We start from the raw sequence: 25,626 nt of genomic DNA on the forward strand, positions 1-25,626 counted from the left end.
CACGGCTCAGTTCGTGTTGGCCTGGAGCCAGGGATAGGGGTCGACGGGCACGCCGCCGATCACGATCTCGAAGTGCAGGTGGGCCCCGGTGCTGTTGCCCGTGCTGCCGACCTTGCCGATGATGGTGCCGACCGTGACGGTGTCGCCCTCGCGGACCTCGACCGAACCGGTCTGCATGTGCGCGTAGACGCTGGTGACCTTCTGGCCGTTGACGACGTGGTCGATCCAGACGTTGTTGCCCAGGGCACCCGAGGGGCCGTCGACCTTGCTGACGACGCCGTCGGCGATCGCCTGGATCGGCGAGCCGGCACCGGGGACGAAGTCGAGACCCTGGTGGAACGTCGAGCAGAAGCCGCAGTTGGCCACCTGGCGGGCGCCGAAGCCGCTGCTGATCGGCACGCCCGTCTGGAACGGCCACTGGACCGTGCCGTCGACGTCGTTCGAGAACGTGCTGGCACTCGTCGAGGCGTACTCGGAGACGGCCTTCATCTCGGTGACCGAGTAACCGTCGCGCGAGACGCCGGCCGTGCCGTCGGCCGAGGGTGCGGTCGCCGTGTAGCTCTGGGAGTCGGCGGCCTTCTTGGCGGCCGTCTGCGTGGGGGTGTCGACGAAGAAGGCGTTGGCGGGCACCGAGGTGGCCACGAGCATGGACGCGGCGAAGAGCATGGCTCCGACGACCGTGACGCGCTTGGTGGTGCGTCGGAAGGTCGCCCCGGCGGTGCGGGGCGCGCGGACGGGCGCCTCGAGGCGAGCCGCGGGGCGCTGTGCGCGGGCCTTCGCGGTGCGCCCGGCAGCTGCGGGACGGGTGCCGGAGTCCGCACCGAGACGAGCGGCTCGTCGCGGCGAGACGTGCTCGGTCGCCGCGGACGGGCCAGTCGCGGGTCGGGCCTCGGCGGCGGGCTCGGCGACCACGCGGGCCGCAGTGCTCGTAGCGGCGGCAGCCGTCGTGGTGGCGGAGGTCGTGGTGGCGGAGGTCGTGGGGGCGGCGGAGGCCGTCGTCGTCACGGGCCGGGCCGCGCGGCGTTCGGCCTCACGCGCTTCGCGACGGGTGAGGTAGACGGGGGCGTCGGCCACGACGGGGACGGTCGGAGCGACACTCGGCGAACCGGTGCCCGTGAGGTCGTCGGTGGCGCGACGCGACGGGGTTCCGTCGCCGTCGGGCTCGGCGATCTGCTGGTACTTCGTCACGTGTGATGGGTCCTCGGGGTGATCGGGATCGGACGGTGGGTGCACCGTCGTCTTCACGGCCGTCACTGGTGATCGTGGCGCGAGCTGCGCAGGACTTTCGGAAGGAGCCCTGGCGGAGTGCGTCACGCGATGATCACGGATCAATAACGACCTCTCCAGGGTAGCCGGTCGATGAACGAATGGCTACCCGCATTCGGGTGTCGATGTCGATATGTATCGTTGACCTACGATATGACAACTCGAACGCTGCATGTTCATATCTCGCAGCGAGGGTGCTCAGGTCAGATCCCTGCCTCGACGACCAGGGCGGCGAGGTCCTGGGCGATGGCAGGGGCCGCGACGAAGGTCAGCGACTCGCTGGGCGCCTGCCCGAGCTCCCCGCGGACGACGGCGCCTGCTTCGGCGGCCACGAGCGCGCCCGCCGCGTGGTCCCACGGTTTGAGTCCTCGCTCGACGTAGGCGTCGACCCGTCCTGCGGCGACGGCGCAGAGGTCGAGCGAGGCCGCCCCCAGGCGCCTCAGGTCGCGAACGCGCCCCACCACCCGGACCAGCGCCTCCGCGTGCTCGACCCGACGTGCGGCGTCGTACGAGAACCCGGTGGCCAGCAGGGACGACTCGAGGGAAGCCGGAGCGTTCACCTCGAGGCGACGACCGTCCAGCCACGCGCCGCCGCCGACCGACGCGGTGAAGGCCTCGCCCGACGTCGGGTTGACGACCGCCGCGGCGAGGGTGCGCCAGGTGAGCGGGTCGGGACCGCCCTCGACGACGGCGATGCTCACGGCCCACTGCGGGATGCCGTAGAGGAAGTTGACGGTCCCGTCGATGGGGTCCACGACCCAGGTGAGACCGGTGGTGGAGTCGTCGGGTTCGCCCTCTTCTCCGAAGAAGCCGTCCCCGGGTCGCAGCGCGGCCAGACGGCCTCGGACGTACGTCTCGACCTCTCGGTCGGTGTGCGTCACGACGTCGACGGCGCTGCTCTTGGTGTCGGCGACCACGACCCCCTCGGAGCGGCGGAGGGCCGCGAGCTCGGCGGCCTCACCCGCGACGGCGACGGCGATCTCGAGCAGCTCGGCGGGGGTCGGGGTGACGGACACGGGTCCTCCTGTGGGGGTGGGTGGCCCGGTAACGCAAGAACGGACTCGACGAGCGAGTCCGTTCTTGAGGGGCAACCGTGGCAAGTGAGGGATTCGAACCCCCGAAGGCTACGCCGGCTGATTTACAGTCAGATCCCTTTGGCCGCTTGGGTAACTTGCCATGCACGCCCAGCCCGTGTGATCACCGACCGGAGGCGCCAGACAAATATACAGCCTCGGGAGCCCCCTCACGACCACTCGCCCTCAGGGCCGCGCCGCGCGGGCCGCGGGCCCGCGATGGACCGCGTGGACAGGTGGACTACTGGACGGCGGAGGTGAGGCGGGCGACGTTGTCGAGGACCTTCGAGCGGAAGGGCCGCACGAGCCAGTCGTCGAGGAATAGTTCGCGGCTCGAGGCGCGGTAGGTCTGCTCGACCTCGCGCAGCCGTTCGACGAACTCGCGTCCACGCACCATGACCGAGATCTCGAGGTTGAGGCTGAACGACCGCATGTCCATGTTGCTGGAGCCGATGACCGCGACCTCGTCGTCGATCGAGAAGTGCTTGGCGTGCAGGACGGTCGGCGAGCGGTACAGGAAGATGCGGACCCCCGACCGCAGCAGGGCCTCGTAGTAGGAACGCTGCGCGTGGTAGACCACCGGCTGGTCGCCGATCTCGCTGACGAAGAGCTGCACCTCGAGCCCGCGCTGGGCCGCGGTCGTCACGGCGTAGAGCATCGACTCGTCGGGCACGAAGTAGGGGCTGGTGATGATGATGCGCTCCTGCGCGCTGTAGAGCAGCGAGTTGAACAACCGCAGGTTGTTCTCGCCGTCGAAGCCCGGCCCGCTCGGCACCACCTGACAGTCGATCGTCTCGAGCCGGTCGGCCGTGTGCACGGGGTCGGTCTCGCGGAGCAGCAACTCGTCGGTCTCGCTGTACCAGTCGGTGACGAACAGCGCGTTGATGCCGGCGACGATGGGGCCCTCGAAGCGGACCATGAAGTCCTTCCACTCGAGGCCTCGGCGCTTGTTCTTGCGTTTCTGGTAGCTCTTGTCGACCATGTTCTGCGAGCCCGTGAAGGCCACCCGACCGTCGATCACGAGGAGCTTGCGGTGGTTGCGCAGATCGGGCCGCTGGTACTTGCCCCGCAGCGGCAGCACGGGCAGCATGAGCTGCCACTCCACGCCCATCGCGTCCAACCGGCGTCGGGCCTTGCGGTACCCCGGGTACCCGCGGCTGGCGATGTGGTCCATGAGCAGACGGACCGTGACGCCCCGTCGACGGGCGTTCTCGAGCGCCAGGAAGAACGGCTCGGTCGTGCGGTCGAGGCTCGTGATGTAGAACTCGGCGTGGACGTAGCGGTGGGCCCCGTCGACGGCCTCGACCATCGCGGCCATGGATTCGTCGTAGTCGGTGTGCATCTCACCGGTGTTGCCGCCGACGAGCGGCATCGCACCGAGCGTGCGGTTGAGTTCGACCACCGAGTCGAGCCAGGCCGGCCACGGGTGGTCGCGCTTGACGCGCTCCATGCCCTCGGTCGTCTCGATGATGTACTTGTTGATCTCGGTCTGCTTCTCACGACGACGCGCGGGCAGCTTGGTGCTGCCGATCAACAAGAAGAGGACGAACCCGACGTACGGGATCAGGAAGATCGCGAGCAACCACGCGGTGGCCGTCTGGGGCCGCCTGTTGATCGGGACGTAGACGATCGCGAACACCCGGATGGCGATGTCGAGCACGATGCCGAGAACGGCGATCGTCGGCGCCACCCAGGCGGGTTCGACCATGGACGGGACCTCGGAGTCGTGAGCCGCGCGGTGACTAGCGGAAGTTGACGAACTGCAGGTCGACGTCGAGGTCGGCCTTCTTCAACAGCGCCATGGTCGCCTGCAGATCGTCACGGCTCTTGGACTGCACGCGCAGTTCGTCGCCCTGGATCTGGCTCTTCACGCTCTTCGGGCCCTCGTCGCGGATGATCTTGCCGATCTTCTTCGCTGCGTCCTGCTCGATGCCCTGCTTGAGGGACGCCTCGATGCGGTACTCCTTGCCGCTGGCGAAGGGCTCGCCGACGTCGAGGTGCTTGAGGCTGATGCTGCGCTTGATGAACTTCGACTCGAGCACGTCGAGCACGGCCTTGACGCGTTCTTCGGTGGCGGCCTTGAGCAGCAGCTTCTCGCCGCTCCAGTCGACCGAGGCGCCGACACCCTTGAAGTCGTAGCGCTGCTCGATCTCTTTCTGCGCCTGGTGGAGGGCGTTGTCGGCCTCCATCTTGTCGACCTTGCTGACCACGTCGAAGGAACTGTCTGCCATGGGGACCACCATACCGACGACCGACGAGGTCGGTGACGACCGCGCGCCTCCTCGGTTCCCCCGTCGAGGGGAGCCGAGGAGGCGCGCTGCGGGCGACCGAGGACGTCAGGCGGGCGTCGTCTCCGTCTCGACGGCGCGCGAGACGCGCACCATCTCGTCACGCTCCACGACCTTGACCCGGGCACGCTCGTGCTCGTGGGCCCCGCCGAGGGCGATCTCGTGCCCGTCGAGACGGTGCCAGCCCTCGAGGTCGGTGTACTCGACGCCGCGCTGCTCGAGCAGGGCCGGGATGGCCTCGTCGGACGGGTCGACCGGCTGCCACCAGCTGGCCTGGTCGTTGATGAGGTGCTTGATGGTCTCCATCGCGTCGCTCTTGGTGTGCCCGATGAGGCCGACGGGGCCGCGCTTGATCCAGCCGGTGGCGTAGACGCCGGGGACGATCTGGTTGTCGTCGTCCATCACCTGGCCCTCGTGGTTCGGGATCACGCCACGACGCTCGTCGAACGGGATGCCGTCGAGCGGAGAGCCGAAGTAGCCGACCGCGCGGTAGATGGCCCGGATCGGCACGTCGCGGAGCTCGCCCGTGCCCTCGACGCCGCCCTGCCCGTCGGGCCGGGTGCGCTCGTACCGGAAGGCCGCGACGCGACCGTCGGCATCGCCGACGACCTCGACGGGCTTGGCGTAGAAGTGCAGGTGCAGGCGACGCGACGCCGTCCCCACCTCGCGCTGGCGCCACTGGTTCAGCACCTTGTCGATGACGAACACCTGCTTGTTGGTCGCGATGGCCGTCTTGGACGCCTCGTCGTGGTCGAAGTCCTCGTCGTAGACGATCATGTCGACGTCACGCACCTCGCCCAGCTCGCGGAGCTCGAGCGGCGTGAACTTGACCTGGGCCGGGCCCCGGCGTCCGAAGACGTGCACGTCGGTGATCGAGGACTGCTTGAGGCCCGCGTAGACGTTGTCGGGGATCTCGGTGGGCAACAGGTCGTCGGCGTGCTTGGCCAGGATGCGGGACACGTCGAGCGCGACGTTGCCGACGCCGACGACGGCGACCGACGTCGCGTCGAGCGGCCAGGTGCGGGGGAAGTCGGGGTGACCGTCGAACCAGCTGACGAAGTCGGCCGCGCCGTAGCTGCCCTCGAGGTCGATGCCGGGGATGTCGAGGTCGGCGTCCTTGATGGCACCGGTCGAGAAGATGACGGCGTTGTAGTGCTTGCGCAGGTCGTCCAGCCCGATGTCGACGCCGTAGCGGACGTTGCCGAAGACCCTGATGTCGCCGCTGTCGAGCACGTCGCGCAGCGCGTTGACGATGCCCTTGATGCGGGGGTGGTCGGGGGCGACGCCGTAGCGCACGAGACCGTAGGGGGCCGGCAGCTGCTCGAAGAGGTCGATCGAGACGTCGAAGGCCTTCTCGGCCTTCGCGAGGATGTCGGCGGCGTAGATGCCGGCCGGTCCGGCGCCGACGATGGCCAGTCGCAAGGTGGTCACGGGTTCTCCCTAGATCTGGGGTGGCTCGGCGGGGCCGGCCGGTTGGACGATGGTGCTCGAGGACGAGACGGACGAGGAGGCGCGGCGCCGGTCAGGCGGACCGCTCGACCACGCGGTCGGCGAAGCGGGTGAGCGCCTTCTTCACGGGCCCGTCGGGCAGCGGGGACAGGGCGTCGAGGGCCTCGCGGGCCCACCGGTGAGCCTCGACCCGGGTGCGTTCGGTGACCTCGTGCTGACGGACGCGTCGGACCAGGTCGGCGAACTCGTCGTCGAGGTGGGCCGTCGCGTCGGCGAGCGACGCCGACGTGCCGCCCTCGAGGTTCGGTTCACCGCTCGACCCGTGGGCCGCGGCACGCGTGGCGTCGACGATGCGGTCGATCTCGGACAACAGCGACGACGCCTCGAGGTCGGCCTGCGCCAGCTGCCGCAGGTACAGCACCGGGAGCGTGACGACGCCGGCCCGCAGGTCGGTGCCGGCCTTCTTGCCGGTCTCCGCGGGCTGGTCGGACAGGTCGATGACGTCGTCGATCAGCTGGAAGGCGATGCCGATCTTCTCACCGAACTCGGCGACGGGGGCGAGGTACTCACGCGGTGCCCCGCTGAACATGACGCCGGCGCGAGCGGCGGTCGAGATGAGCGACCCCGTCTTGTCGGCGAGCACGTCGATGTAGTGGGCGATCGGGTCGTCGCCTTCTCGTGGGCCGACCGTCTCGTGGAGCTGACCGAGGCAGAGCCGTTCGAAGGTCTCGGCCTGGAGCAGGATGGCCTCTTGGCCGAGCCCCGACACGATGGTGCTGGCCCGGGCGAACAGCAGGTCGCCGGCGAGGATCGCGACGTTGTTGCCCCACACCGTCTGGGCGCTGGGGACGCCGCGACGCATCTGCGCCTCGTCCATGACGTCGTCGTGGTAGAGCGAGGCGAGGTGGGTGATCTCGGTGGCCTGCGCCGAGGCGACGATCCCGGGGTCGCGCCGTCGCCCAGCTGGGCGATGAGCAGCGTCAGCGTCGGCCGGACGCGCTTGCCGCCGGCCGCGAGGAGGTAGCGCGTCGTGGCGTCGGCGATGTCGTCGGCGAAGGCGATCTCGCGCAGCAACCCCTCTTCGACGAGCTCGAGCCCGTCGTCGACCGCGGCCACGAAACGACGCTCGGTCGGCGTGGCGAACAGCTTCTCGCCGAGGCCGAGCGAACGACCCAGCGAGTTGCGCTGCGCAGGAGGGGCGCCGGCGTTCACGACGTGGCCCGCTTCGACCGCGAGGAGGAGCGCGCGGCGCCCGACGCCGGCTTGCGACCCCGGTGCAGGGCGACGATGCCGAAGCTGAGGTCGCGGTGGGCGACGCGGGTGAACCCGGCGCCGCGGATCCACTGGCTGAGGACCTGCTGCTCCGGCCACTGCTCGATGGACTCGGCCAGGTACGAGTAGGCCGGGCCGTTGCTGCTGGTGACCTTGGCGACGAGGGGCATGCCGTACTTGAGGTAGGCCCGGTAGGCGGCGCGCAGGAGACCGAACGGCGGAGTGGAGAACTCGCAGACGACGAGGCGGCCACCGGGCTTGAGCACGCGGTTCATCTCGGCCAGCGCGACCTTGGGCCGGTTCACGTTGCGCAGCCCGAACGAGATGGTGACGGCGTCGAACGTGTCGTCGTCGAAGGGCAGCGACTCGGCGTTGCCTTCGACGAACTCGAGCTCGGGGTGGCGTTCGCGGCCGACCTCGACCATGCCCTTCGAGAAGTCGAGGGCGACGACCTCGGCACCCCGCTGCGCTATGGCCGCCGAGCTGGTGCCCGTGCCGGCTGCGATGTCGAGGACCTTGTCGGCCGGACCGGCACCGATCGCCTTCACGGTGGCGATGCGCCACAGGACGGCGTTGCCCGCCGAGAGCACGTCGTTCGTGCGGTCGTAATGGCGCGCGACGCCGTCGAACATCGAGGCGACCTCGTCGGGTTGCTTGTTCATGTCGGCCTTGGTCACGATGGTGGATCCTACCGTCAAGCACTGGGGGTGTCCCGAGTAGGGTCGACGAGTGAAGTCCCCCGCGTCCCGCGCTCCGTCACTCGCCGTCCGCACCACGCGAATCGACCACGTCAGCCCGTTGCTCGACGTCGTCGACCGGGCGCGTCCGCTGGTCTTCGTCCGCGGCGGGGCGGGCATGGCGGGCGTCGGCGAGGCCCTCCGTCTCGAGTTCTCCGGGCCCGACCGCATGACCGAGGCCGCCGACGCCTGGCGTGCCGTGGCGGCCTCCGCCACGGTGCACGACGAGGTCGGCGTGCCCGGTACCGGGTTGGTCGCGTTCGGCTCGTTCGCGTTCGACGACGAGTCCGCCGAGACGAGCGTGCTGATCGTCCCGAGCATCGTCATCGGACGGCGCGACGGGGTCGCCTGGATCACGAGGGTGGACGACGCCGAGCTGCCCGCGGGGAAGCCGGTCGGCGCCTCCGTCCGCCTCTCGCTGGCCGACGGCGCCCTCGACGCCGGCGGCTACGCGACGGCCGTGGCCCGGGCCGTCGACGCCATCGGCGCCGGTCGGGTCAGCAAGGTCGTGCTCGCACGCGACCTCGTGGGCACGTTGCCCCCCGAGGCCGACCTGCGCCTCGTCGCCGCCACCCTGCTCACCGCGTACCCCGACTGCTACGCCTTCGCCGTCGACGGACTGATCGGGGCGAGCCCCGAGACGCTCGTCAAGTCCGAACGGGGCGAGGTGTCGGCCCGGGTCCTCGCCGGAAGCGCGGCCCGTGGCGTCGACGCGGCCACCGACGAGCAGGCCGCCCTCGCCCTGGCGACGTCTCCGAAGGACCTCGACGAACACGCCTTCGCCCTGCGCAGCCTGTTGCTGTCGCTCGGACCGCACGCCCGGGACGTCGTGACGGGCGAGCAGCCCTTCACCCTGCGCCTCCCCAACCTCTGGCACCTGGCCAGCGACGTGCGGGGCCGCCTGACCGACGGGTCGAGCTCGCTCGACCTCATCGCCTCGCTGCACCCGACGGCGGCCGTCGCCGGCACCCCGACGCAGGAGGCGCTGGCCCTGATCCGAGAACTCGAACCGTTCGACCGTGGTCGCTACGCGGGGCCCGTCGGCTGGGTCGGTGCCGACGGCGACGGCGGGTGGGCCATCGCCCTCCGGTGTGCCCAGGTCGACCGGGACGGCTCGGTGCGGGCGTTCGCGGGGGCCGGCGTCGTCGCCGAGTCCGTGCCCGAGAGGGAGGTGGCCGAGACGGCCATGAAGTTCCGCCCCGTGGTCGACGCCTTCAGCCGATGACCGCGCCCGCCCCCGCGACGACGTGGTCGCGTCCGGTCGCCCTCGTCGTGGCGGCCGCGTTCTTCATGGAGAACCTCGACGCCACCATCCTGTCGACGGCGACCGCCACGATCGCGACCGACTTCGGCGTCCAGCCCGCGCAGCTCGGACTCGCCGTGACCGGCTACCTCGTCGCCGTGGCGGCGTTCATCCCGCTGGGCGCCTGGCTCGCCGAACGCTGGGGCGCCCGCCGCGTGTTCCTCGCGGCCGTCGTGCTCTTCGTCCTCGCCTCGGTCGCCTGTGCCGCGAGCACCGACCTGGTCGCCCTCACGACCTCCCGGGTCGTGCAGGGCTTCGCGGGCAGCATGATGGTGCCGATCGGCCGACTGATCGTCCTCCGCAGCACCGAGAAGTCCGAGCTGATCCGGGCGATCGCCTACCTCACCTGGCCCGCGCTCGTGGCTCCGGTCGTCGCGCCGCTGCTCGGAGGACTGCTCACCGAGCACCTCGGCTGGCAGTGGGTGTTCCTGGTCAACGTCCCGGTCGGCTTCGCGCTGCTCGCGGTCGCCTGGAGGGTCGTCCCCTCCCCCGAGGTCGGTGACCGTCAGCCTCTCGACCTGGTCGGTCTGGTGCTCGTGGCGGGATCGATCGTGGCACTGGTGCTGGCGTTCGAGCTGCTCGGCGAGCCCACGACGCTCGTGCCGGGCGTGCTGCTGGCCGTCCTGGCGGTGGTGCTCGGCCTCGTGGCCGTGCGGTGGTTCCGTCGGGCGGCGCACCCGTTGCTCGACCTCACGGCCTTCCGCATCGGGTCGTTCCGCGTGACGAACCTCAGCGGATCGCTTTACCGGGCCGTCGTGAACGGCATCCCCTTCGTCGTCCCGCTGCTGCTGCAGGACGGTTTCGGCTGGTCGCCGGTCGAGGCGGGACTCATGCTCATGTGGGTGTTCGTCGGCAACCTGGCCGTCAAACCGTTCACGACGCCGCTGCTGAAGCGCTTCCGCGTGGTGCCGATCATCGTCGTCGCGACGGTGGCCCTCGCGGCGACCTTCGTCGCGGCCGCGCTGGTCGGCCCCGACACCTCGCCGGTCGTCGTGGCGGGGGTGCTGCTGCTCAGCGGCGTCTTCCGGTCCGTCGGCTTCACGGCCTACAACACGCTGCAGTTCGCCGACGTCCCGGCCGAGATGATCGGGCCCGCCAACGCCATCGCGTCCATCACGAGCCAACTCGCCGTGGGGCTCGGCGTCGCCGCGACGGCACTGGCCGTCCGCGTGGCCGACCTCGCGATCTCGACCGACGGCCCGGCACCCGCGGCGTCCGGGTACCAGGCCGCGTTGATCGTGCTGGCCGTGCTGGCCCTGCTCAGCCTGATCGAGGGGCTGCGGCTGCCCAAGGGGACCGGCGACGCGTTGCGGAGCCGCGCCTCCTGACGTCCGGTCAGCGACCGCAGACGGCCAGCGGGACCTCGTTGGCGGCCCCCAGCACCGCCGGTCCCCCGACGAGGACGACCTCGAAGACGCGGGCGTCGAGCACGGCTCGCTCCGTCGCCGGCGGGACACAGTCTCGCTCGCTCAGGACGAGCGAGGCACCTTCGCGGGCGGCGACCGCACCCGCGACCAGCGCATCGGCGAATCCCCGTCCGCTCGCCACGAAGATCGTCTCGGAGTCACCACCGACGAGTGCGGCGGCCGTCTCGTAGCGATCGACTCCGGCGCGACGCTCGGTGACGAGAAAGGGCTCCTGCTCGACGAGACTGGCTTCGTACGCCCGGGAGATGCTCGCCGTCCCGCCGACGAGGATGGCCCGGGCCTTGCCCAGCTCGACCATCAGGGCCCTCGTCGGAGCGTCGGCGGCCGACTGAGCACCTCGGACGAGGACGACCGGGGCGTCGTCCCGATGAGCGGCAGGACCTGCGGCCAGGGCATCCGGGAACGCCTCACCCGTGGCGAGGTAGATCCTCTCGCCGGTCGACGAGCCGAGGAACGAGTGACGCGCCACCAGGCGCGAGGTCTCGTAGCGGTCCGCTCCACCGAGCCTCGTGATCGCCGGTTGCCACGAGGCCAGCTGCTCGTAGACCTGGGCGGAGACCGCGGCCGGCCCACCCACGACCACGATGCGCTCGGGGGCGAGGCGCTCGATGACCGCCACGGTGGCTGCGGGGAGGGCATCCCGGTCGGTCATCGCGAGGGCCCCGCCCTCGTGGGCTGCCGCAGGGCCCGCGCTGAGCGCGTCCGGGAAGTTCAGCCCGTTCGCGACGTAGAGGACGGGGACCCGAGGCGTGGCACCGTTCGTGGAAGGAAAGCCCCAGGGCGACGACAGGACCGCTGCTCCGGTGCCGAACCGGTCGTCCCCGGCCACTCGTGTCGTCGTGAAGGTCCGTTCGGTGAGGACGACGTCGAGACCGGTGATCTTTTGTCCGGGACCGATGACGATGTCCTCGGCATCGGCGAACCGCCGACCCGCCGGCCAGTACAGGTCGTCGTGGACCCTCGATGACTGCGAGGACCCGTCTCCGAAGCTCAGGCGATAGGTGCCCGGGCGCAGGAGGGGGAACTCCCAGCGACCGTCCTCGCTCGCCGTGGACTCGGAGCCCTCGTCCTTGTAACCACCGGTGGTGGGGTTCTTCCACCAGATCGTCACGCGGGCGTACGGCAGCGGCACCGTCCTCCCGTCGACGACCGCCGACACCTGGCCCGACAGGAGCTGGGACAGGATGAGCGGGAGATCGCCGACCGAGGCCGCCGACCCGTCGGCGGGAACGTCCACCCAGAATCGAGGGGACCCATAACGGTACGGACCGGGATACGGCGCTTCGAGCGTGACGTACCACCGGCCCGGCGTGACTCCGGTGAACGTGAAGGTCCCGTCGGGCCGACGCTCGAGCGAGGGGACCGGGACCTCGTCCGGGGTGGTCCCGGGTGAGACGGCCGTCAACCGACCGGCGGACGACGGCACCATCGAACCATCGGCCGTCTGGGCCGTGACCCGACCGGTGATGCTCCCGATCGGCGTCGTGCCGAGCGGGGCGGCGCCGGCCGGGGCGACGACGAGCCAGGACGCGACGACGGCGACGACGAGAGCGAGGGAGAAGACCACCGCGGTAGGACCGCCACGGAGGGGCGAGATGACGAGCATGAGGCATTGTCAGGGACCGGGGGACCCGTGAGCAACACGCGTACCCCGAACCGTACCGTTCGACGACCGGCGATCGCCGGAGGCACCTGAACGGACGCGTCCGACCCGAGCGGACTGTCCCCCGCTACGACGTCGCGAGCTTCGTCTTCTCGAGCTCGACGTCGAACTGCGCGACGGGCCAGTCGAGCCCGCGCGACGCGAGGGCGTCGATCAGCAGCTTCTGGACGGCGACCCGGGCGTACCACTTGCGATCGGCCGGCACGACGAACCACGGGGCGGTCCCGGTCGACGTGCGACGGATCGCCGTCTCGTAGGCGTCTTGGTAGTCGTTCCAGACGAGACGCTCCTCGAGGTCGCCGGGGTTGTACTTCCAGTGCTTGTCGGGGCGGTCGAGTCGGTCCGCGAGGCGTTCCTTCTGCTCGTCGGACGAGATGTGCAGCATCACCTTGACCAGCGTGGTGCCGTTCGCGACGAGCTCGTCCTCGAACTCGACGATGTCGGCGTACCGCTGTTCGATGTCCTCGGGCGGCGCGAGGCGGCGCACCTTGCCGATCAGCACGTCCTCGTAGTGCGAGCGGTCGAAGACCCCGATCATGCCGGGGCCGGGCAGCTCGCGCCGCACCCGCCACAGGAAGTCGTGCGCGAGCTCGTCGGGCGTCGGCGACTTGAAGGCATGGTGCGCGACGCCCTGGGGGTCGACGGCGCCCACGACGTGCCGGACGATGCCGCCCTTGCCGGCGGTGTCCATCGCCTGCAGGACCAACAGCACGTTGCCGGTGCTGCCCCCGCTCCGGCTCTGCGCGAACATCTTCTCCTGGAGCTCGCTCAGGGTCTCGCGACCCGACTCGAGCGCCTGCTGTGCGTACGCCTTGTCACCCGCGAAGCCCGGGGTGGACGAGGTGTCGACGTCGGCGAGCACGAAGCCCTCACCGGCTCGGAGGGACTGGGAGGGCGGGGTCGTCCACGTCTTGGCCATGCCCTCGACCCTACGACCGAGCGACCCGATCCGCCCTGGCGTGGCGCGGACGCTCAGCGGGAGAGGGGCACCTCGATCAGAACCGGCCCGTCGTACCGGGCGACGAGGGCCTGGTCGAGCTCCGCCCGCGTGGCCGCCTCGACGTACTGCCAGCCGTAGGCCACGGCGAGTGCCGAGAGGTCGACCTCGTGAGGGGTGAACTGCACACGGGTCATCGCCTCGGGCGACGCGGTGGCCGCGACCTCGAGCCCGTCGAAGATGGTGCCGCCGCCGTCGTTGCCGACGACCACCTGCAACCGGGGCCTGGTCTCGCCGAGGCCGAGGAGCATCGAACCGACGTCGTGCAACAAGGTCAGGTCGCCGACGAGCACCCGGGTGGTGCCGGCTGCGGGGTCGTCACGCTGGCTGGCGAGGGCGATGCCGGTGGCCGTGGCGATCGTGCCGTCGATGCCGGCCAGCCCACGGTTGGCGTGCACGGGGATCTTCTTGCCCGGCACGATCTGGTCGAGTTCGCGGATGAGCCTCGACGCACCCAACACGAGGCGGTCGTGTGGCCAGCTGACGCGCCACAGGGCCTCGGCGAGGGCGCGGCGCGTCACCGGCCGCCGCAGCAGCTGCACCTCGCGACGCAGGAACTCGGCCTGTTCGGCCGCCTCGGTGCGACCGGCCGAACCCTCGGCCGTCCCGTCGGCCCCGGGACCGTCGGCCGCGTCCTCGGACTCGGCCTCGGCCTCGGCCTCGAGCAGGCGACGACCCGTGTGGACCCAGCGCCCGACCCACGTGCGATGCGCGGCGTCGTCGGTCGAACCGACCCCCGAGGAGGCGCGGTCCACCTCGACGGCCTCGACCACGCGCGCGGAGCGACCCGGGTCGTAGGCCTCGGCCCCCGCCGCACGGACGACCACGACCTCGACCCCGTCACGGGTGAGCAGCGAGGGGATCTGACGGCTGAGGGTCGGGTGCCCGAAGACCACCACCCGACGGACGCGGCCGCCGAAGTCGGCGTCGTCGAGCAGGGCACGGTACGACGAGACGAGGTGCGGCCCGAAACGGGCCCCGCTCGAGACCTCGGCCACGAGAGGGGCACCCAGTGCCCGGGCAGCGGCCTCGGCCTCGGGGCCGGCGGCGTGCCCGGCGACGACGAGGGTCGCGGGGTCGACGTCGACCCCGAGCGCGGATGGTGCCACGGGCGGCGCGACCTCGACCGGCGCGGGGTGGGCGGCGGGCAGCGACTGCTCGCCCGACGACAGGGGCTCGCGGAACGCGACGTTGAGCTGGACCGGGCCGCGCGAACGCCCGAGGGCACCGTGGGAGTCGCCGCCGAGGGCCTCGGCGACTGCCTCACGCGCGAGCGTGCGGACGGCCTCGTGGTCGACCGGACCGGAGCGAGGAGCCTCGACGTCGCGCACCCACCCGACGGCGCTCGCGAAGAGACCCGGTTGCACCGTCGTCTGGTTCGAGCCGATCCCGCGCATCTCGGAGGGACGGTCGGCGCTCACGACGATCATGGGCACACCCGAGTGGTGCGCCTCGAGCACGGCGGGGTGGAGGTTCGCCACGGCGGTGCCCGACGTGGTGATCACGACGCTCGGGACGCCCGTCTCGGCGGCGAGACCCAACGCCAGGAATCCGCCCGAACGCTCGTCGATGCGCACGTGGACCGACAACCGACCGGCGATCTCGAACTCGGCGGCCGCGAGGGCCAGGGCCTGGCTTCGGGACCCAGGGCTGAGCACCACGTCGCGGACACCCGCGTCGGCGAGGGACGCGAGCAGCGACAGGGCGTACTCGGTCGAGGGACTGGTCACTTACTGCTTGCCGGTCTTGTCGTCGTTGTCGAGGTCGAGCAGCTCTTGCTCGAGGCGACGGATGCGCTCGTCGGTCGTCTCGCGGTCGAGGTCGCTCGTCGTGCGCCAGGACGTCCCCGAGAACTCGGGGTCGTCGTCGGGTGCGATGGTGCGCGTCGCGGCCGGGCGGCCGCTCTTGCGCGCCCGCCCGAGCACGAACCACAGCACTGCGCCGATGACGGGGAGGAGGACGATGATGACGGCCCAGAGGGGCTTGTTGAGGGCTCGGAACCGTGAGGCGTCGGCGAACAGGCAGTCGATGAGCGCGAAGATGACGAATGCCGCCGCGGCGACGATGCCCACGATGAAGAGCCTGACCATGGACCGAGCCTAGTTCTCGATCCGGTGCAACGCCTGATGGTCGGTCGGCCGTTGCGGAGCTGTGACGTACGGCGCGAGGCGGTGCCGCACCGCGCCTCCTCGGCCCGTCGGATCGCGGCCGCACGGCCCGTCCGCCGCGGGGCGGGCGCACACCTCACGGACCGTAGACTCCTCGTCGTGAAACCCTGGCTCAAGTACTCGATCGTCCGCCTCGGCCTGTTCGCGGTCGTGCTGGGCCTGCTGCTGGTGCTGAGGTTCGACCCCTTCTGGGCCACGCTGATCGCGGCGGTCGTCGGCTTCTGCGTCTCGTATCTGTTCTTCGCGCCGCTGCGCCGGAAGGTCGCGCTCGACCTCGCCGACCGCCGGTCGCGCCCGGCCAAGCTCGACGACGACTCCGTCGCCGAGGACGAGGCCATCGCCGAGGACGACGGCGAGCGCGCACGCCGCATCGACGGCCAGGCCTGACCGCCCCCGGGCCGCGAGCCCGGGCCGCGAGCCCGGGCCGGACCCTAGAAGAAGAGCGCGGCCGACAAGGCGAGAGCCCAGACCAGGGCCGTCAACGACGACAGCTGCAGGGCGAGGATCAGCTCACGGGGCGTCTTGCCCGTGACGCCGATCACCGCGGCGGGCACCGCGACGATGAGCGTGAAGTAGACGTAGGGCGCGTGCAGGTACAGGAACGCGAAGTACACGAGGATGAAGAACGGCAGCAGCAGGAACAGCGCGTAGAGGGCACGCGCCACCGGGTCGCCGACGACGACCGCGAGGGTGCGCTTGCCGGCGGCGGTGTCTTGCGGGATGTCGCGCACGTTGTTGATCATCAGGACCGCGCAGGCGAACAGCCCGGCGGCGACCCCCGCCACCCAGGCGTCGAACGGGAACTCGCGCAGCTGTACGAAGGTCGTGCCCACGGTCGCGACGAGCCCGAAGAACACGAAGACGAAGAGCTCGCCCAGGGCGTTGTAGCCGTAGGGCCGTTTGCCGCCGGTGTAGAACCAGGCGGCCACGACCGCGGCGGCGCCGACCGCGAGCAGCCACCAGATCTGGGTGATGACGACGACGACGACACCGGCGACGGCCGCGAGGGCGAAGAACGCCAGCGCCACCTTCAGCACGGTCTTCGGACGGACGCTGCCCGAGCCGGTCAGTCGCGAGGGCCCGACCCGGAAGTCGTCGGTGCCGCGGATGCCGTCCGAGTAGTCGTTCGAGTAGTTGACGCCGATCTGCAGGAACACCGCGACGGCGAGGCAGAGAAGCGCCAGGGTGAGGTCCCAGCCACCGTTCGCCCGGGCGACACCGGTGCCGAGGGCGACCGGGGCGATGCCCAGCGGCAGGGTGCGCAGGCGGGCACCGCCGATCCAGTCGCCGGCCGTCACGCGACGGACCGGCTGCTTGCCGGGCCGCCCGCCCGGTCGGCCACCGGGGCGGCCGTTGCGCTTGGGGGTCGAGGTCTTCGTCTTCGCCACGTGGTCGAGTCTAGTTCGCAGCCGGCTATCAGCTTGCCGCGAGGCCGGCGACCAGGCGGGTCAGCGCCACCCGGTCCGGCTTGCCGCTCGCGAGCACGGGCACCGCGTCGACCCTGACGATGCGATCGGGTGCCGCGGCTCGACCGGCGGCGGCGACCACCGCGCATCGCAGTGCCGCCAGGTCGTCGGCGGCCGGCGGCGCAGGAGGCGCGGTGTCGGTGACCACGACGGGCACCTCGCCCCACCGGGCGTGCGCCGCGCGGACGACCACGGCGTCGGCGAGCCCCGGCTGCTCGCGCACGACCTGCTCGACGACGCCGAGCGACACCTTCTCGCCACCCGAGACGATCACGTCGTCGAGCCGGCCGCTCACGGTCAGCACCCCGCCGGGCGACACAGTTCCGGCGTCGCCCGTGCGGTACCACCGCAGGCCGTCGCGCGTGACGAAGGCCACAGCCGTGCGCTCGGGGTCGTCGAGGTACCCCTCGGCCAGCGACGGCCCGCTCAGCTCGACCTGGCCGTCGACGACCTCGACGCGGGTGCGGCCCACCGGCACGCCGTCGTACACGCACCCGCCACTGGTCTCGCTCGACCCGTAGGTGCGCACGACGGTCACCCCGAGCCGACGGGCCCGTTCGACGAGGGGGCCGGGAGTCGCCTGCCCGCCCACCAGGAGGGCGTCGAAGCGGCGCAGCACGTCGGCCACGCCGGCGTCCTCGTCGGCGGCGTCCAGCGCCGTCGAGAGCTGCGCGGGGACGAGCGACGAGTACCGCACGGGGTGCTCGAGCCGACCGGCGGCGGCGACGAAGCCGGCGACGTCGAAGTGGCCGGGCGTCAGCAGGGCCGGCTCGGTGCCCGAGGCGAGCGAGCGGACGAGCACGTTCAGCCCGGCGACGTAGTGCGCCGGCAGGGCGAGCACCCACTGCCCGGGCCCGGCCAGGGCACCGTCGGCCGCGGCGGCACCGGCGAGCACCGCGTCGGAGGACAGGGCCACGCGCTTCGGGCGTCCGCTCGAGCCGCTGGTCTCGACGACCAGCGACACCGCCTGCGGCACGAGTCCCGGGAGGTCGGCGGGCACACGGTCGTCCGTCCGGGGCGCCACCGCGGGACCCCCCTCGAGCGCGACCCGGAGGGCGTCGAGCACCGCACCGGGCTCACGTGCGTCGACCGCCCGCAGGGTGCGCGTCATCAGTACTGCCAGGGGAAGGGCGACCAGTCGGGAGCACGCTTCTCGAGGAACGAGTCGCGTCCTTCGACGGCCTCGTCGGTGCCGTAGGCGAGGCGGGTCGCCTCGCCCGCGAAGACCTGCTGACCGACGATGCCGTCGTCGGTCGCGTTGAAGGCGAACTTGAGCATGCGGATGGCGGTCGGCGACTTCGTCAGGATGGTGCGCGCCATGGCGAGCGCCTCGCGTTCGAGGTCGACGTGTGGCACGACCCGGTTGACGGCACCCATCTCGTGGGCACGGTCGGCGCTGTACTCCTCTGCCAGGAAGAACACCTCGCGAGCGAACTTCTGCCCGATCTGCTTGGCGAAGTAGGCGCTGCCGTAGCCCGCGTCGAACGACCCCACGTCGGCGTCCGTCTGCTTGAACCGACCGTGTTCGCGACTGGCGATCGTCAGGTCGCAGACGACGTGCAACGAGTGGCCGCCACCGGCCGCCCAACCGGGCACCACGGCGATGACGACCTTGGGCATGAACCGGATGAGCCGCTGCACCTCGAGGATGTGCAGCCGCCCCGCCGACGCCGGGTCGGGCACGTTCGCCTGGTCGCCCTCTGCTTTGTAGCCGTCACGACCGCGGATGCGCTGGTCGCCACCGCTGCAGAACGCCCAGCCCCCGTCCTTCGCGCTGGGACCGTTGCCGGTCAGCAGGACGACCCCGATGCGGCTGTTCATGCGGGCGTCGTCGAGCACCCGGTAGAGCTCGTCGACCGTGTGCGGCCGGAACGCGTTGCGCACCTCGGGGCGGTCGAAGGCCACGCGGGCCACCCGCCCGTCGAGGCTGTGGTGGTAGGTGACGTCGGTCAGGGCGTCGAACCCCTCGACCCCCCGCCACTCGGTCGGATCGAACAGGTCGGACACCTCGGAAGCCATGTCGCCAGCCTAGCGACGGGGTCCGACCTCGCCGCCTGGCGGGGTCAGACCGTCGAGACGAACCTCGAGATCAGCCAGACGAGGACGAACGGGTTCGACAGCGAGCTGAGGACGACCGCGGCCACCCCCCACCACCGGCCGCGGCGCAGGACGGCGGCCATCAGACCGATCACCCCGACGACGACGGAGGCCAACAGGGTGACCAACGCGAGGACGGCGGCCGGGCTCACGGCGTCCGCGGCCAGGAGTCCCAGGGCCACACCGTCGAGTGCGAGCAGCACGACGGCCAGGACGAACGTGACGACGCCGAGGCGTCGGCTGCGCGCAGGGTCGAGCACGTCGTGACCGGGACCGTCGAAGACCCGGAGGCCGTCGGCCTCGGACGAGGCGCGGCCGAGGCCGTCGCGCCCCGGGTCGGAGGGATCGTCGGGTGAGGGCTCCGGTCGTCGGACGGGTTCGGGTTCGCGGTCGACCATGACGCACGACCTTACCGGGGTCCCCGGTGCGACACTGGGCGGATGCCGACCGTCGACCGCGCACCGTCCACGACTCCCCCGCTGCCTCCCCTGGCCGACCTGGTCGAGGGTGCCCACGTCGTCCGTCTCCCCCTCCGCACCCGGTTCCGCGGACTCGACGCACGCGAGGCCCTGCTGGTCGAGGGCCCGTCGGGCTGGACCGAGTTCAGCCCCTTCGTCGAGTACGGACCGGCCGAGGCGGCCGCCTGGCTCGCGGCCACGATCGACTTCGGCTGGGGCCGGCTCCCCGAGGGGGCGCCCGCCGGGTGCCGGTCAACGCGACCCTGCCGGCCGTCTCCGCCGACCGGGTGCCCGACGTGCTCGCCCGCTACCGCGGCTGCCGGACGGTCAAGGTCAAGGTCGCCGAGCGCGGTCAGACCCTCGCGGACGACATCGCCCGCGTCGCGGCGGCCCGCGACTGGGTCGGCCCCGAGGGGCGCGTCCGCGTCGACGCCAACGGAGGATGGTCCGTCGAGTCGGCCGAGGAGGCGCTGGTCGGCATGGCACCGTACGCCCTGGAGTACGCCGAACAGCCCTGCGCCACGGTGCCCGAGCTCGCCGAGCTGCGACGCCGCGTCTCGGGGACGGGCGTGCTCGTCGCCGCCGACGAGAGCGTCCGCAAGGCCGACGACCCGCTGGCCGTGGCCCGGGCCGGGGCCGCGGACCTCCTCGTGATCAAGGCCCAACCGCTCGGCGGCGTCACCGCCGCACTGCGCATCGTCGCGGCGGCCGGGCTGCCCGTCGTCGTGTCGAGCGCCCTCGACACGTCGGTCGGGCTCAGCATGGGGGCGCACCTCGCCGCCGCCGTGCCCGGGCTCCGCCACGACTGCGGGCTCGGCACGGCCGCCCTGCTCGGGGCCGACGTCACGCGTGATCCCCTGCTGCCCGTCGACGGGGAGATCGACGTGCGCCGGGTCGAGGTCGACGTGGACCTGCTCCGCCGCCACGCGGTGGACGACGACCGACGCGAGGTGTGGCTGGAGCGGCTGCGCGCCTCCTACGCCGTGCTCGCGGGCTGACGCCCCGTCGCACGCGGCGCCGGGCGACGCCACGGCATCGGTGCGTCAGAGACCGGAGTACGCGTGGAGGCCCTTGAAGAAGACGTTGACGACCGAGAAGTTGAACATGACCGCGGCGAAGCCGATGATCGACAACCACGACGACCGGGCCCCGCGCCACCCACGGGTCGCCCGCGCGTGGATGTACCCGGCGTAGAGCACCCAGATGATGAAGGTCCAGACCTCTTTGGTGTCCCAGCCCCAGTAGCGGCCCCACGCCCGCTCGGCCCAGATGGCGCCGGCGATGAGGGTGAAGGTCCAGAGGACGAAGCCGACGAGGGCGATGCGGTAGGCCAGGTCTTCGAGGCGCTCGGCGCCCGGGAGGGTGTCGAGGAAGCGCAGGCCGGCGAGCTTGGACTGCTCACGCTTCGTCTGCACGAGCTGGGCGGCCGAGAGCCCGGCGGCGATGGCGAAGAACGCCGTGCCGAGGATGGCCACGAAGACGTGGATCACCAGCCAGGCGGACTGGAGCGCCGGCGGCAGCGGCGAGACCGCCACGTAGTAGTTGACGGTGCCGATCGCGAGAAGCACCAGGTTGAGGCCCATGACGTACGCGCCGAGGAACCGCAGGTTGACCACCAGCTGGACGGCCAGGTAGACCCCGACGATGATCGCGGTGCCGGTCAGCGAGAACTCGAACATGTTCGCCCACGGCACGCGACCGGCGGCCAGTCCACGCAGGACGACCGAGGAGACGTGGACGACGAACCCCAGGAGCATCATGGCGATGGCGACGCGCTCGAAGCTCGAGGCCTTGGCGGACCCACCGGCGGCGGGGACCGCCCCGCCCGCTCCGCCCGACGGCCGGTCGAGGACGACGGTGCTGCCGCCCGACGACGAGCGCGAGACGGTGGTGGTCGCGAGGGCCTCGGCCTTGGCCGCACGGGCCGCCGCCTGCTGGGCGTCACCGGACCGCTTCGCCAGGTCGAGGGCGAAGGCCACGAACGAGATCGTGTAGATGGCCATCGCCGAGTACACGGCGACGAGCGAGTAGTAGGCGAGGTCGGCGGTCACCATCAGATCTTACGTCCGCGTCCCCCGGCGGCGGGGCCGGGTTTCTCGACGTCGTGACGGGCCGGGTCGTCGGCGACCTCGCGCGCGACGTCGGCCGGGACGCCCAGGCCGCCCAGGTGCGCCTTGGCGATGTCGCCGACGGCACGTCCGAGCGTGGGGTCCTCGCCGCGGGCGAGCCCGGCGTACTCGAGCCGGACGCCGTCGCCGGTCTCGGTGGCCTTGACCCAGACCCGACGGCGCGGCACGAACAACGCGGTCAGCAGACCGGCGAACGAGAGCCCCGCGAACAACAGCACCCAGACCTGCGAGGGGTCGTGGTGGATGTCGAACGAGGCGAACCGCTTCACCCCGTCGAAGGTGATCGTGCCGAGACCGTCGGGGATCGTCGCCGTCTCGCCCGGGGTCAGCTGGACCGCTTTCTCCTGCGCGTCGTCGTCGGTGCCGGCCAGCGGGGTCAGACCATCCGTGTCGAGCGTGTAGACGGACGTCGGCACCCCGGCGTCCAGCCCGAGGTCGCCCGAGTAGACGTTCAGGCTGAGCACGGGGTTCGTGGTGTCCGGGTCGGTGGACGTCAGGGCCCCCGTGCCGTTGTCCGCCGCCGTGGGGTAGAAGAACCCGATCATGCCGAGCTGCCGGGGCAGGGCGTCGGGCACCTTGATGACGCCGAGCGAGGTGAGGTTGGTGTCCTGCGGCAGGAACGGGACCGTGTCCCGGAACGCGACGTTGCCCTCGCCGTCGCGCACCGTCACGTCGACCGCGTAGCCGTTGCCCAGCAGGTAGACGTTCGAACCGCCGATCGACAGGGGCGAGTTGACCTTGATCTGCGTCTTCTCGGCGACGCCACCCCGCGCCTGCGCGGTGACGTCGGCGGTGAAGTCGGTGGCCATGCCGGCCGCGCCCGCGGTGTCGGGCGCGTACTCGGTCGAGAACCGGTCGAGCGCGATCGAGAAAGGCGACAGCTGTGCCTCGTCGAACCAGCGGCCCGGGTTGAACGAGTCGTAGGAGCCGAGCACGTTCGAGAAGGTCTGACCCTCGACGACCACGCGCTGGCCCGAGTAACCGAAGCCGCCGCCGACGCCGACGGTCAGGAGCACCCCGACGAGCGCCGAGTGGAACACCAGGTTGCCGGTCTCGCGCAGGTAGCCGCGTTCGGCGCTGACCGAGTCGCCGAAGACCTGCGTGCGGTAGCCGGAGCGCTTCAGCTGGGCCCGGGCCGCGTCGACGGCACGGGCGGCCGTGATCGAGGCCTCACCCGCGCCTCCTGCGGTCTCGAGCGTGATCGACCGGTACCCGGCCAGGCGCGACAACCGCGCGGGGGTCTTCGGGGGTCGAGCTCGCAGCGCCTCGAAGTGGTGCCGGGTGCGCGGGATGATGCAGCCGATCAGCGAGATGAAGAGCAGCAGGTAGACGGCCGAGAACCAGGGCGACGAGTAGGTGTCGAAGACGCCGAGCTTGTCGAGCACCGGGAACAGGTCGGGGTGGTCGGTGCGGTACTGGACCACGCCGTTGGGGTCGGAGGTGCGCTGCGGCACGAGCGAACCGGGGATCGCCGCGACGGCGAGCAGCATGAGCAGGAAGAGCGCGGTCTTCATGCTGGTCAGCTGTCGCCAGAAGAAGCGCAGGTAGCCGAGGGGGCCGAGCTTCGGCTGCGTGATGCCCGCGCCGTCGGAGGCCGCCGGTCGGACCGAGTCGATGTGGTCGCTCGGGCGCAACGGGTCGCCGCCGACGTCGGTGGCGTCCGCGTCGGTCAACCCGGTGTCGCTCCGCCCGGTGTCGGTCCCGGCGGCCACCGAGGAGGCGCGGGTCGCGTCGCCCCCGTCGCGGTCAGACGATCGTGCCATAGGTCGCGATCACCGCCCCGACGTGTGACATGAGGCTGGACCAGAGGCCCGTGACCATGAGCAGACCGATGAGCACGAGCAGTGACCCTCCGACGATGTTGACGACGCGGATGTGCCGCTTGACGAACGAGATGGATCGTGACGCCCACCCGAAGCCGAGCGCGACGAGCAGGAACGGGACCCCGAGGCCGATGCAGTAGAAGGCCCCGAGCAGGACTCCCTGCCAGGCCGAGCCCGAGCCCAGGGCGAGCACCTGCACGGCGGCCAGGGTGGGTCCGATGCAGGGGGTCCACCCGATGCCGAAGACGATGCCGAGCAGGGGCGCCCCGGCGAGACCCGTCTTCGGGAGGAACCCGGGCTTGAGGGTGCGCTGCAAGAACGTGAACTGCCCGATGAAGACGAGACCGAGCAGGATCACCACGACGCCCATGACCCGGGTGACGACGTCGCGCCACTGGATCAACCAGAACCCCGCCGAGGCGAAGGCGAGCGAGGTGCCGACGAAGACGACCGAGAAGCCGAGGATGAACAGGACGACGCCGAGGACGAGCCGGCGGCGGTCGCGGCGCCGGGCCCTCGCCTCGGTCGCCCCCGTCGTCAGACCGCCGACGTAACCGAGGTACCCCGGCACGAGCGGCAGCACGCACGGCGACAGGAACGAGATGAGCCCCGCCAGCAGGGCAACCGGCAGGCCGACCGCGAGCTGACCGCCCACGACCGCGTCGAAGAAGGGATTGCCCTGGTACACCTAGGACGTCTCGGCGAGGGTGTCGGAGATCAGGGTGTCGAGGATGCCGGGCCCGTCGAGACCGCCCAGGATGCGCGCCGCGATGCGGCCCTGCTTGTCGAGGACGATCGTGGTCGGCACGGCGTTGGGCGCGATCGTGCCGGCGAGGGCGAGCTGGACCGCGCCGTCGTTGGCGTCGACGACCGACGGGTAGGTGACGTCGAAGGTGCGGGCGAAGGCCAGGGAGGTGTCGGCCTGGTCGCGCACGTTGACGCCGAGGAACTCGACGCCCTTGTCGGCGTAGGACTGGTTGAGCTTCTCCAGCTCCGGTGCTTCGAGACGGCAGGGCGGGCACGCCGCGTACCAGAAGTTGAGGACGACGACCTCGCCCTCGTGGTCGCTCCTCGAGACGGTCTCGCCGGCGTCCGTCTCGGCCGTGAACGCGACCGGGTCGGTGCGGTCCTCGGGCGCGATCTCGGTCACGGTGCCGTTGCCCGAGATGTAGTTCTCGGTGGTGCCGTTGCCGTACTGCTTCGCGAGGTCGTCGGCGGTGGACGAGCACCCCGTGGCGACGACGCCCAGGACTGCGGCGAGCGCGAGGCCCCGGACCACGAGTCGGGCTCGGGTCGGACGGATGGTCTTCTGGCTCACACTGCTCCCAGGTCGACGGCGGACTGGTTCAAGTGTGCAGCGGGTTCCTGGTAGCCGACCTCGACGAAGCCCCCCTCGCGGCGTTCGAGCGTCGTGATGCTCGAGAGGGTGCAGCGGCGGCGGCGCGGGTCGTGGAACAGGCGGGCGCCCGTCACGCTCCGGTGGACCATCCAGATGGGCAGCTGGTGGCTGACGAGCACGACGTCGCCCTCGTCGACGCTCGACCAGGCCTCGTCGACCGCCGAGAGCATGCGGGCGGCGATGCTCACGTAGGCCTCGCCCCAGCTCGGCTTCAGGGGGTTGACGATCCAGGGCCACTCGGCCGGCACCTTGAGCTGTTTCGCGATGGTGAAGTCGCTGCGACGACCCTCGTACTTGTTGCTCGGCTCGATCAGCCGCTCGTCGACCTGCGTCTCGAGCCCGAAGGCCGACGACCACGGCGCCGCGCTCTCGCGGGTGCGCTGGAGCGGTGAGGCCACGACGGCACGGACCGGGACGCCCTGCTCGTGGAAGGCGTCGGCCGAGGCGGCCGCCATCCGGTGGCCGAGGTCGCTCAGGCCGAACCCGTCGAGGCGGCCGTAGAGCACGTGCTCGGGGTTGTGCACCTCACCGTGCCGGACGAGGTGGATCTGCTGCGCGGGCATGCGGACGAGTCTAGGTCGGGACCGCCTGCACACCTCCCACACGGGAAG

Annotated in this window: 22 protein-coding genes, 1 tRNA gene and 2 pseudogenes; 4 read left to right on the plus strand and 21 right to left on the minus strand. The window is 71.3% G+C overall.

Features of this window, described 5'->3' with window-relative positions:
- Window positions 1–6 precede the first annotated feature (6 nt).
- The 8 genes and pseudogenes from OVA02_RS15110 to ubiE all read right to left on the minus strand — a co-directional run bounded on the left by OVA02_RS15110 (window position 7) and on the right by ubiE (window position 8,025).
- Window positions 7–1,188, minus strand: coding sequence for a M23 family metallopeptidase (locus OVA02_RS15110; protein ID WP_148053635.1), 1,182 nt, complete (start codon window positions 1,186–1,188; stop codon window positions 7–9).
- A gap of 281 nt (window positions 1,189–1,469) precedes the next feature.
- Window positions 1,470–2,282, minus strand: a complete 813-nt coding sequence (locus tag OVA02_RS15115; protein ID WP_056046556.1) for an inositol monophosphatase family protein — start codon at window positions 2,280–2,282, stop codon at window positions 1,470–1,472.
- 78 nt (window positions 2,283–2,360) lie between these two features.
- Window positions 2,361–2,442: transfer RNA gene (locus OVA02_RS15120), tRNA-Tyr, on the minus strand.
- Window positions 2,443–2,580: 138 nt separating this feature from the next.
- A complete protein-coding gene (gene cls / locus OVA02_RS15125) occupies window positions 2,581–4,047 on the minus strand; it encodes a cardiolipin synthase (protein ID WP_056046558.1) in 1,467 nt (488 codons plus the stop codon).
- Window positions 4,048–4,081: 34 nt separating this feature from the next.
- Window positions 4,082–4,570, minus strand: a complete 489-nt coding sequence (locus OVA02_RS15130; protein ID WP_056047782.1) for a YajQ family cyclic di-GMP-binding protein — start codon at window positions 4,568–4,570, stop codon at window positions 4,082–4,084.
- Window positions 4,571–4,675: 105 nt separating this feature from the next.
- The gene (locus tag OVA02_RS15135; RefSeq protein WP_267658755.1) at window positions 4,676–6,058 is read right to left on the minus strand and encodes an FAD-dependent oxidoreductase; all 1,383 of its coding nucleotides are present in this window, start codon (window positions 6,056–6,058) and stop codon (window positions 4,676–4,678) included.
- A gap of 91 nt (window positions 6,059–6,149) precedes the next feature.
- A pseudogene (locus tag OVA02_RS15140) lies at window positions 6,150–7,288 on the minus strand (polyprenyl synthetase family protein).
- Window positions 7,285–8,025, minus strand: a complete 741-nt coding sequence (gene ubiE / locus OVA02_RS15145) for a bifunctional demethylmenaquinone methyltransferase/2-methoxy-6-polyprenyl-1,4-benzoquinol methylase UbiE (protein ID WP_233568365.1) — start codon at window positions 8,023–8,025, stop codon at window positions 7,285–7,287. Before ubiE ends, OVA02_RS15140 begins: the two are co-directional and overlap by 4 nt.
- A gap of 52 nt (window positions 8,026–8,077) precedes the next feature.
- Here ubiE and OVA02_RS15150 point away from each other — a divergent pair, with 52 nt between their 5' ends.
- Together OVA02_RS15150 and OVA02_RS15155 are read left to right on the plus strand one after the other, a co-directional pair.
- Window positions 8,078–9,310, plus strand: coding sequence for an isochorismate synthase (locus tag OVA02_RS15150; protein ID WP_267658756.1), 1,233 nt, complete (start codon window positions 8,078–8,080; stop codon window positions 9,308–9,310).
- Complete coding sequence (locus tag OVA02_RS15155; RefSeq protein WP_267658757.1) at window positions 9,307–10,716, plus strand: MFS transporter; 1,410 nt, start codon at window positions 9,307–9,309, stop codon at window positions 10,714–10,716. The genes OVA02_RS15150 and OVA02_RS15155 overlap by 4 nt, the downstream gene beginning before the upstream one ends.
- Before the next feature lie 7 nt (window positions 10,717–10,723).
- On the opposite strand, the gene OVA02_RS15160 is transcribed toward OVA02_RS15155, so the two are convergent.
- The 4 genes from OVA02_RS15160 to OVA02_RS15175 form a co-directional block, all read right to left on the minus strand.
- On the minus strand, window positions 10,724–12,421 hold the full coding sequence (locus OVA02_RS15160) for a cell wall-binding repeat-containing protein (protein ID WP_192124570.1): 1,698 nt from the start codon (window positions 12,419–12,421) through the stop codon (window positions 10,724–10,726).
- A 124-nt stretch (window positions 12,422–12,545) separates the two neighbouring features.
- Window positions 12,546–13,397, minus strand: a complete 852-nt coding sequence (locus OVA02_RS15165) for a PPK2 family polyphosphate kinase (protein ID WP_056046567.1) — start codon at window positions 13,395–13,397, stop codon at window positions 12,546–12,548.
- 53 nt (window positions 13,398–13,450) lie between these two features.
- Window positions 13,451–15,205: a 2-succinyl-5-enolpyruvyl-6-hydroxy-3-cyclohexene-1-carboxylic-acid synthase gene (menD, locus tag OVA02_RS15170; RefSeq protein WP_267658758.1), complete on the minus strand. Its 1,755-nt coding sequence runs from the start codon at window positions 15,203–15,205 to the stop codon at window positions 13,451–13,453.
- Window positions 15,206–15,565 (minus strand): PLD nuclease N-terminal domain-containing protein, encoded by a 360-nt coding sequence (locus tag OVA02_RS15175; RefSeq protein WP_056046571.1) that lies wholly within the window; start codon window positions 15,563–15,565, stop codon window positions 15,206–15,208.
- Window positions 15,566–15,742: 177 nt separating this feature from the next.
- Here OVA02_RS15175 and OVA02_RS15180 point away from each other — a divergent pair, with 177 nt between their 5' ends.
- Entirely contained in the window at window positions 15,743–16,030 is a 288-nt protein-coding gene (locus OVA02_RS15180) for a DUF4229 domain-containing protein (RefSeq protein ID WP_056047790.1), read from the plus strand.
- A 44-nt stretch (window positions 16,031–16,074) separates the two neighbouring features.
- Here the strand turns inward: OVA02_RS15180 and OVA02_RS15185 are convergent, their stop codons facing one another.
- The 4 genes from OVA02_RS15185 to OVA02_RS15200 are packed head-to-tail and all read right to left on the minus strand — an operon-like array spanning window position 16,075 to window position 19,604.
- Window positions 16,075–17,031, minus strand: a complete 957-nt coding sequence (locus OVA02_RS15185) for a 1,4-dihydroxy-2-naphthoate polyprenyltransferase (RefSeq protein ID WP_159826068.1) — start codon at window positions 17,029–17,031, stop codon at window positions 16,075–16,077.
- A 28-nt stretch (window positions 17,032–17,059) separates the two neighbouring features.
- A complete protein-coding gene (locus tag OVA02_RS15190; RefSeq protein WP_267658759.1) occupies window positions 17,060–18,220 on the minus strand; it encodes an AMP-binding protein in 1,161 nt (386 codons plus the stop codon).
- The gene (locus OVA02_RS15195) at window positions 18,220–19,128 is read right to left on the minus strand and encodes a 1,4-dihydroxy-2-naphthoyl-CoA synthase (RefSeq protein WP_056046577.1); all 909 of its coding nucleotides are present in this window, start codon (window positions 19,126–19,128) and stop codon (window positions 18,220–18,222) included. Before OVA02_RS15195 ends, OVA02_RS15190 begins: the two co-directional genes overlap by 1 nt.
- 44 nt (window positions 19,129–19,172) lie before the next feature.
- Window positions 19,173–19,604 carry a hypothetical protein gene (locus OVA02_RS15200; protein ID WP_267658760.1) on the minus strand — a complete coding sequence of 144 codons (432 nt, stop codon included), beginning with the start codon at window positions 19,602–19,604 and terminating at the stop codon, window positions 19,173–19,175.
- Between the two features lie 42 nt (window positions 19,605–19,646).
- On the opposite strand from OVA02_RS15200, the pseudogene OVA02_RS15205 reads away from it, so the two are divergent.
- Window positions 19,647–20,662, plus strand: a pseudogene (locus tag OVA02_RS15205) (o-succinylbenzoate synthase).
- Window positions 20,663–20,707: 45 nt separating this feature from the next.
- On the opposite strand, the gene ccsB reads toward OVA02_RS15205, so the two are convergent.
- From ccsB to OVA02_RS15230, 5 genes are read right to left on the minus strand one after another with little or no spacing between them, the layout of a single operon-like run.
- Window positions 20,708–21,718, minus strand: coding sequence for a c-type cytochrome biogenesis protein CcsB (gene ccsB, locus OVA02_RS15210; RefSeq protein WP_159826062.1), 1,011 nt, complete (start codon window positions 21,716–21,718; stop codon window positions 20,708–20,710).
- On the minus strand, window positions 21,718–23,556 hold the full coding sequence (gene resB / locus OVA02_RS15215; RefSeq protein ID WP_267658761.1) for a cytochrome c biogenesis protein ResB: 1,839 nt from the start codon (window positions 23,554–23,556) through the stop codon (window positions 21,718–21,720). The genes ccsB and resB overlap by 1 nt, the downstream gene beginning before the upstream one ends.
- Window positions 23,540–24,304 (minus strand): cytochrome c biogenesis CcdA family protein, encoded by a 765-nt coding sequence (locus OVA02_RS15220; protein ID WP_056046586.1) that lies wholly within the window; start codon window positions 24,302–24,304, stop codon window positions 23,540–23,542. The genes resB and OVA02_RS15220 overlap by 17 nt, the downstream gene beginning before the upstream one ends.
- Window positions 24,305–24,934: a TlpA disulfide reductase family protein gene (locus tag OVA02_RS15225; protein ID WP_056046589.1), complete on the minus strand. Its 630-nt coding sequence runs from the start codon at window positions 24,932–24,934 to the stop codon at window positions 24,305–24,307. It abuts the gene before it with no gap.
- Window positions 24,931–25,578, minus strand: coding sequence for a histidine phosphatase family protein (locus tag OVA02_RS15230; protein ID WP_056046592.1), 648 nt, complete (start codon window positions 25,576–25,578; stop codon window positions 24,931–24,933). The genes OVA02_RS15225 and OVA02_RS15230 overlap by 4 nt, the downstream gene beginning before the upstream one ends.
- Window positions 25,579–25,626 lie beyond the last annotated feature (48 nt).

The sequence above is a fragment of the Frigoribacterium sp. SL97 genome (genome assembly GCF_026625765.1).
GTDB lineage: Bacteria > Actinomycetota > Actinomycetes > Actinomycetales > Microbacteriaceae > Frigoribacterium.

Excerpts from the sequence above, each read along its gene's own strand:
- OVA02_RS15175 (WP_056046571.1), bottom strand. The coding sequence starts at position 15,565 with ATGGTCAGGCTCTTCATCGTGGGCATCGTCGCCGCGGCGGCATTCGTC.
- OVA02_RS15230 (WP_056046592.1), bottom strand. The coding sequence starts at position 25,578 with ATGCCCGCGCAGCAGATCCACCTCGTCCGGCACGGTGAGGTGCACAAC.
- OVA02_RS15130 (WP_056047782.1), bottom strand. The coding sequence starts at position 4,570 with ATGGCAGACAGTTCCTTCGACGTGGTCAGCAAGGTCGACAAGATGGAG.
- OVA02_RS15155 (WP_267658757.1), top strand. The coding sequence starts at position 9,307 with ATGACCGCGCCCGCCCCCGCGACGACGTGGTCGCGTCCGGTCGCCCTC.
- OVA02_RS15195 (WP_056046577.1), bottom strand. The coding sequence starts at position 19,128 with ATGGCTTCCGAGGTGTCCGACCTGTTCGATCCGACCGAGTGGCGGGGG.
- cls (WP_056046558.1), bottom strand. The coding sequence starts at position 4,047 with ATGGTCGAACCCGCCTGGGTGGCGCCGACGATCGCCGTTCTCGGCATC.
- resB (WP_267658761.1), bottom strand. The coding sequence starts at position 23,556 with ATGGCACGATCGTCTGACCGCGACGGGGGCGACGCGACCCGCGCCTCC.
- OVA02_RS15200 (WP_267658760.1), bottom strand. The coding sequence starts at position 19,604 with ATGGTCGACCGCGAACCCGAACCCGTCCGACGACCGGAGCCCTCACCC.
- OVA02_RS15190 (WP_267658759.1), bottom strand. The coding sequence starts at position 18,220 with ATGACGCGCACCCTGCGGGCGGTCGACGCACGTGAGCCCGGTGCGGTG.
- ccsB (WP_159826062.1), bottom strand. The coding sequence starts at position 21,718 with ATGGTGACCGCCGACCTCGCCTACTACTCGCTCGTCGCCGTGTACTCG.
- OVA02_RS15160 (WP_192124570.1), bottom strand. The coding sequence starts at position 12,421 with ATGCTCGTCATCTCGCCCCTCCGTGGCGGTCCTACCGCGGTGGTCTTC.
- OVA02_RS15165 (WP_056046567.1), bottom strand. The coding sequence starts at position 13,397 with ATGGCCAAGACGTGGACGACCCCGCCCTCCCAGTCCCTCCGAGCCGGT.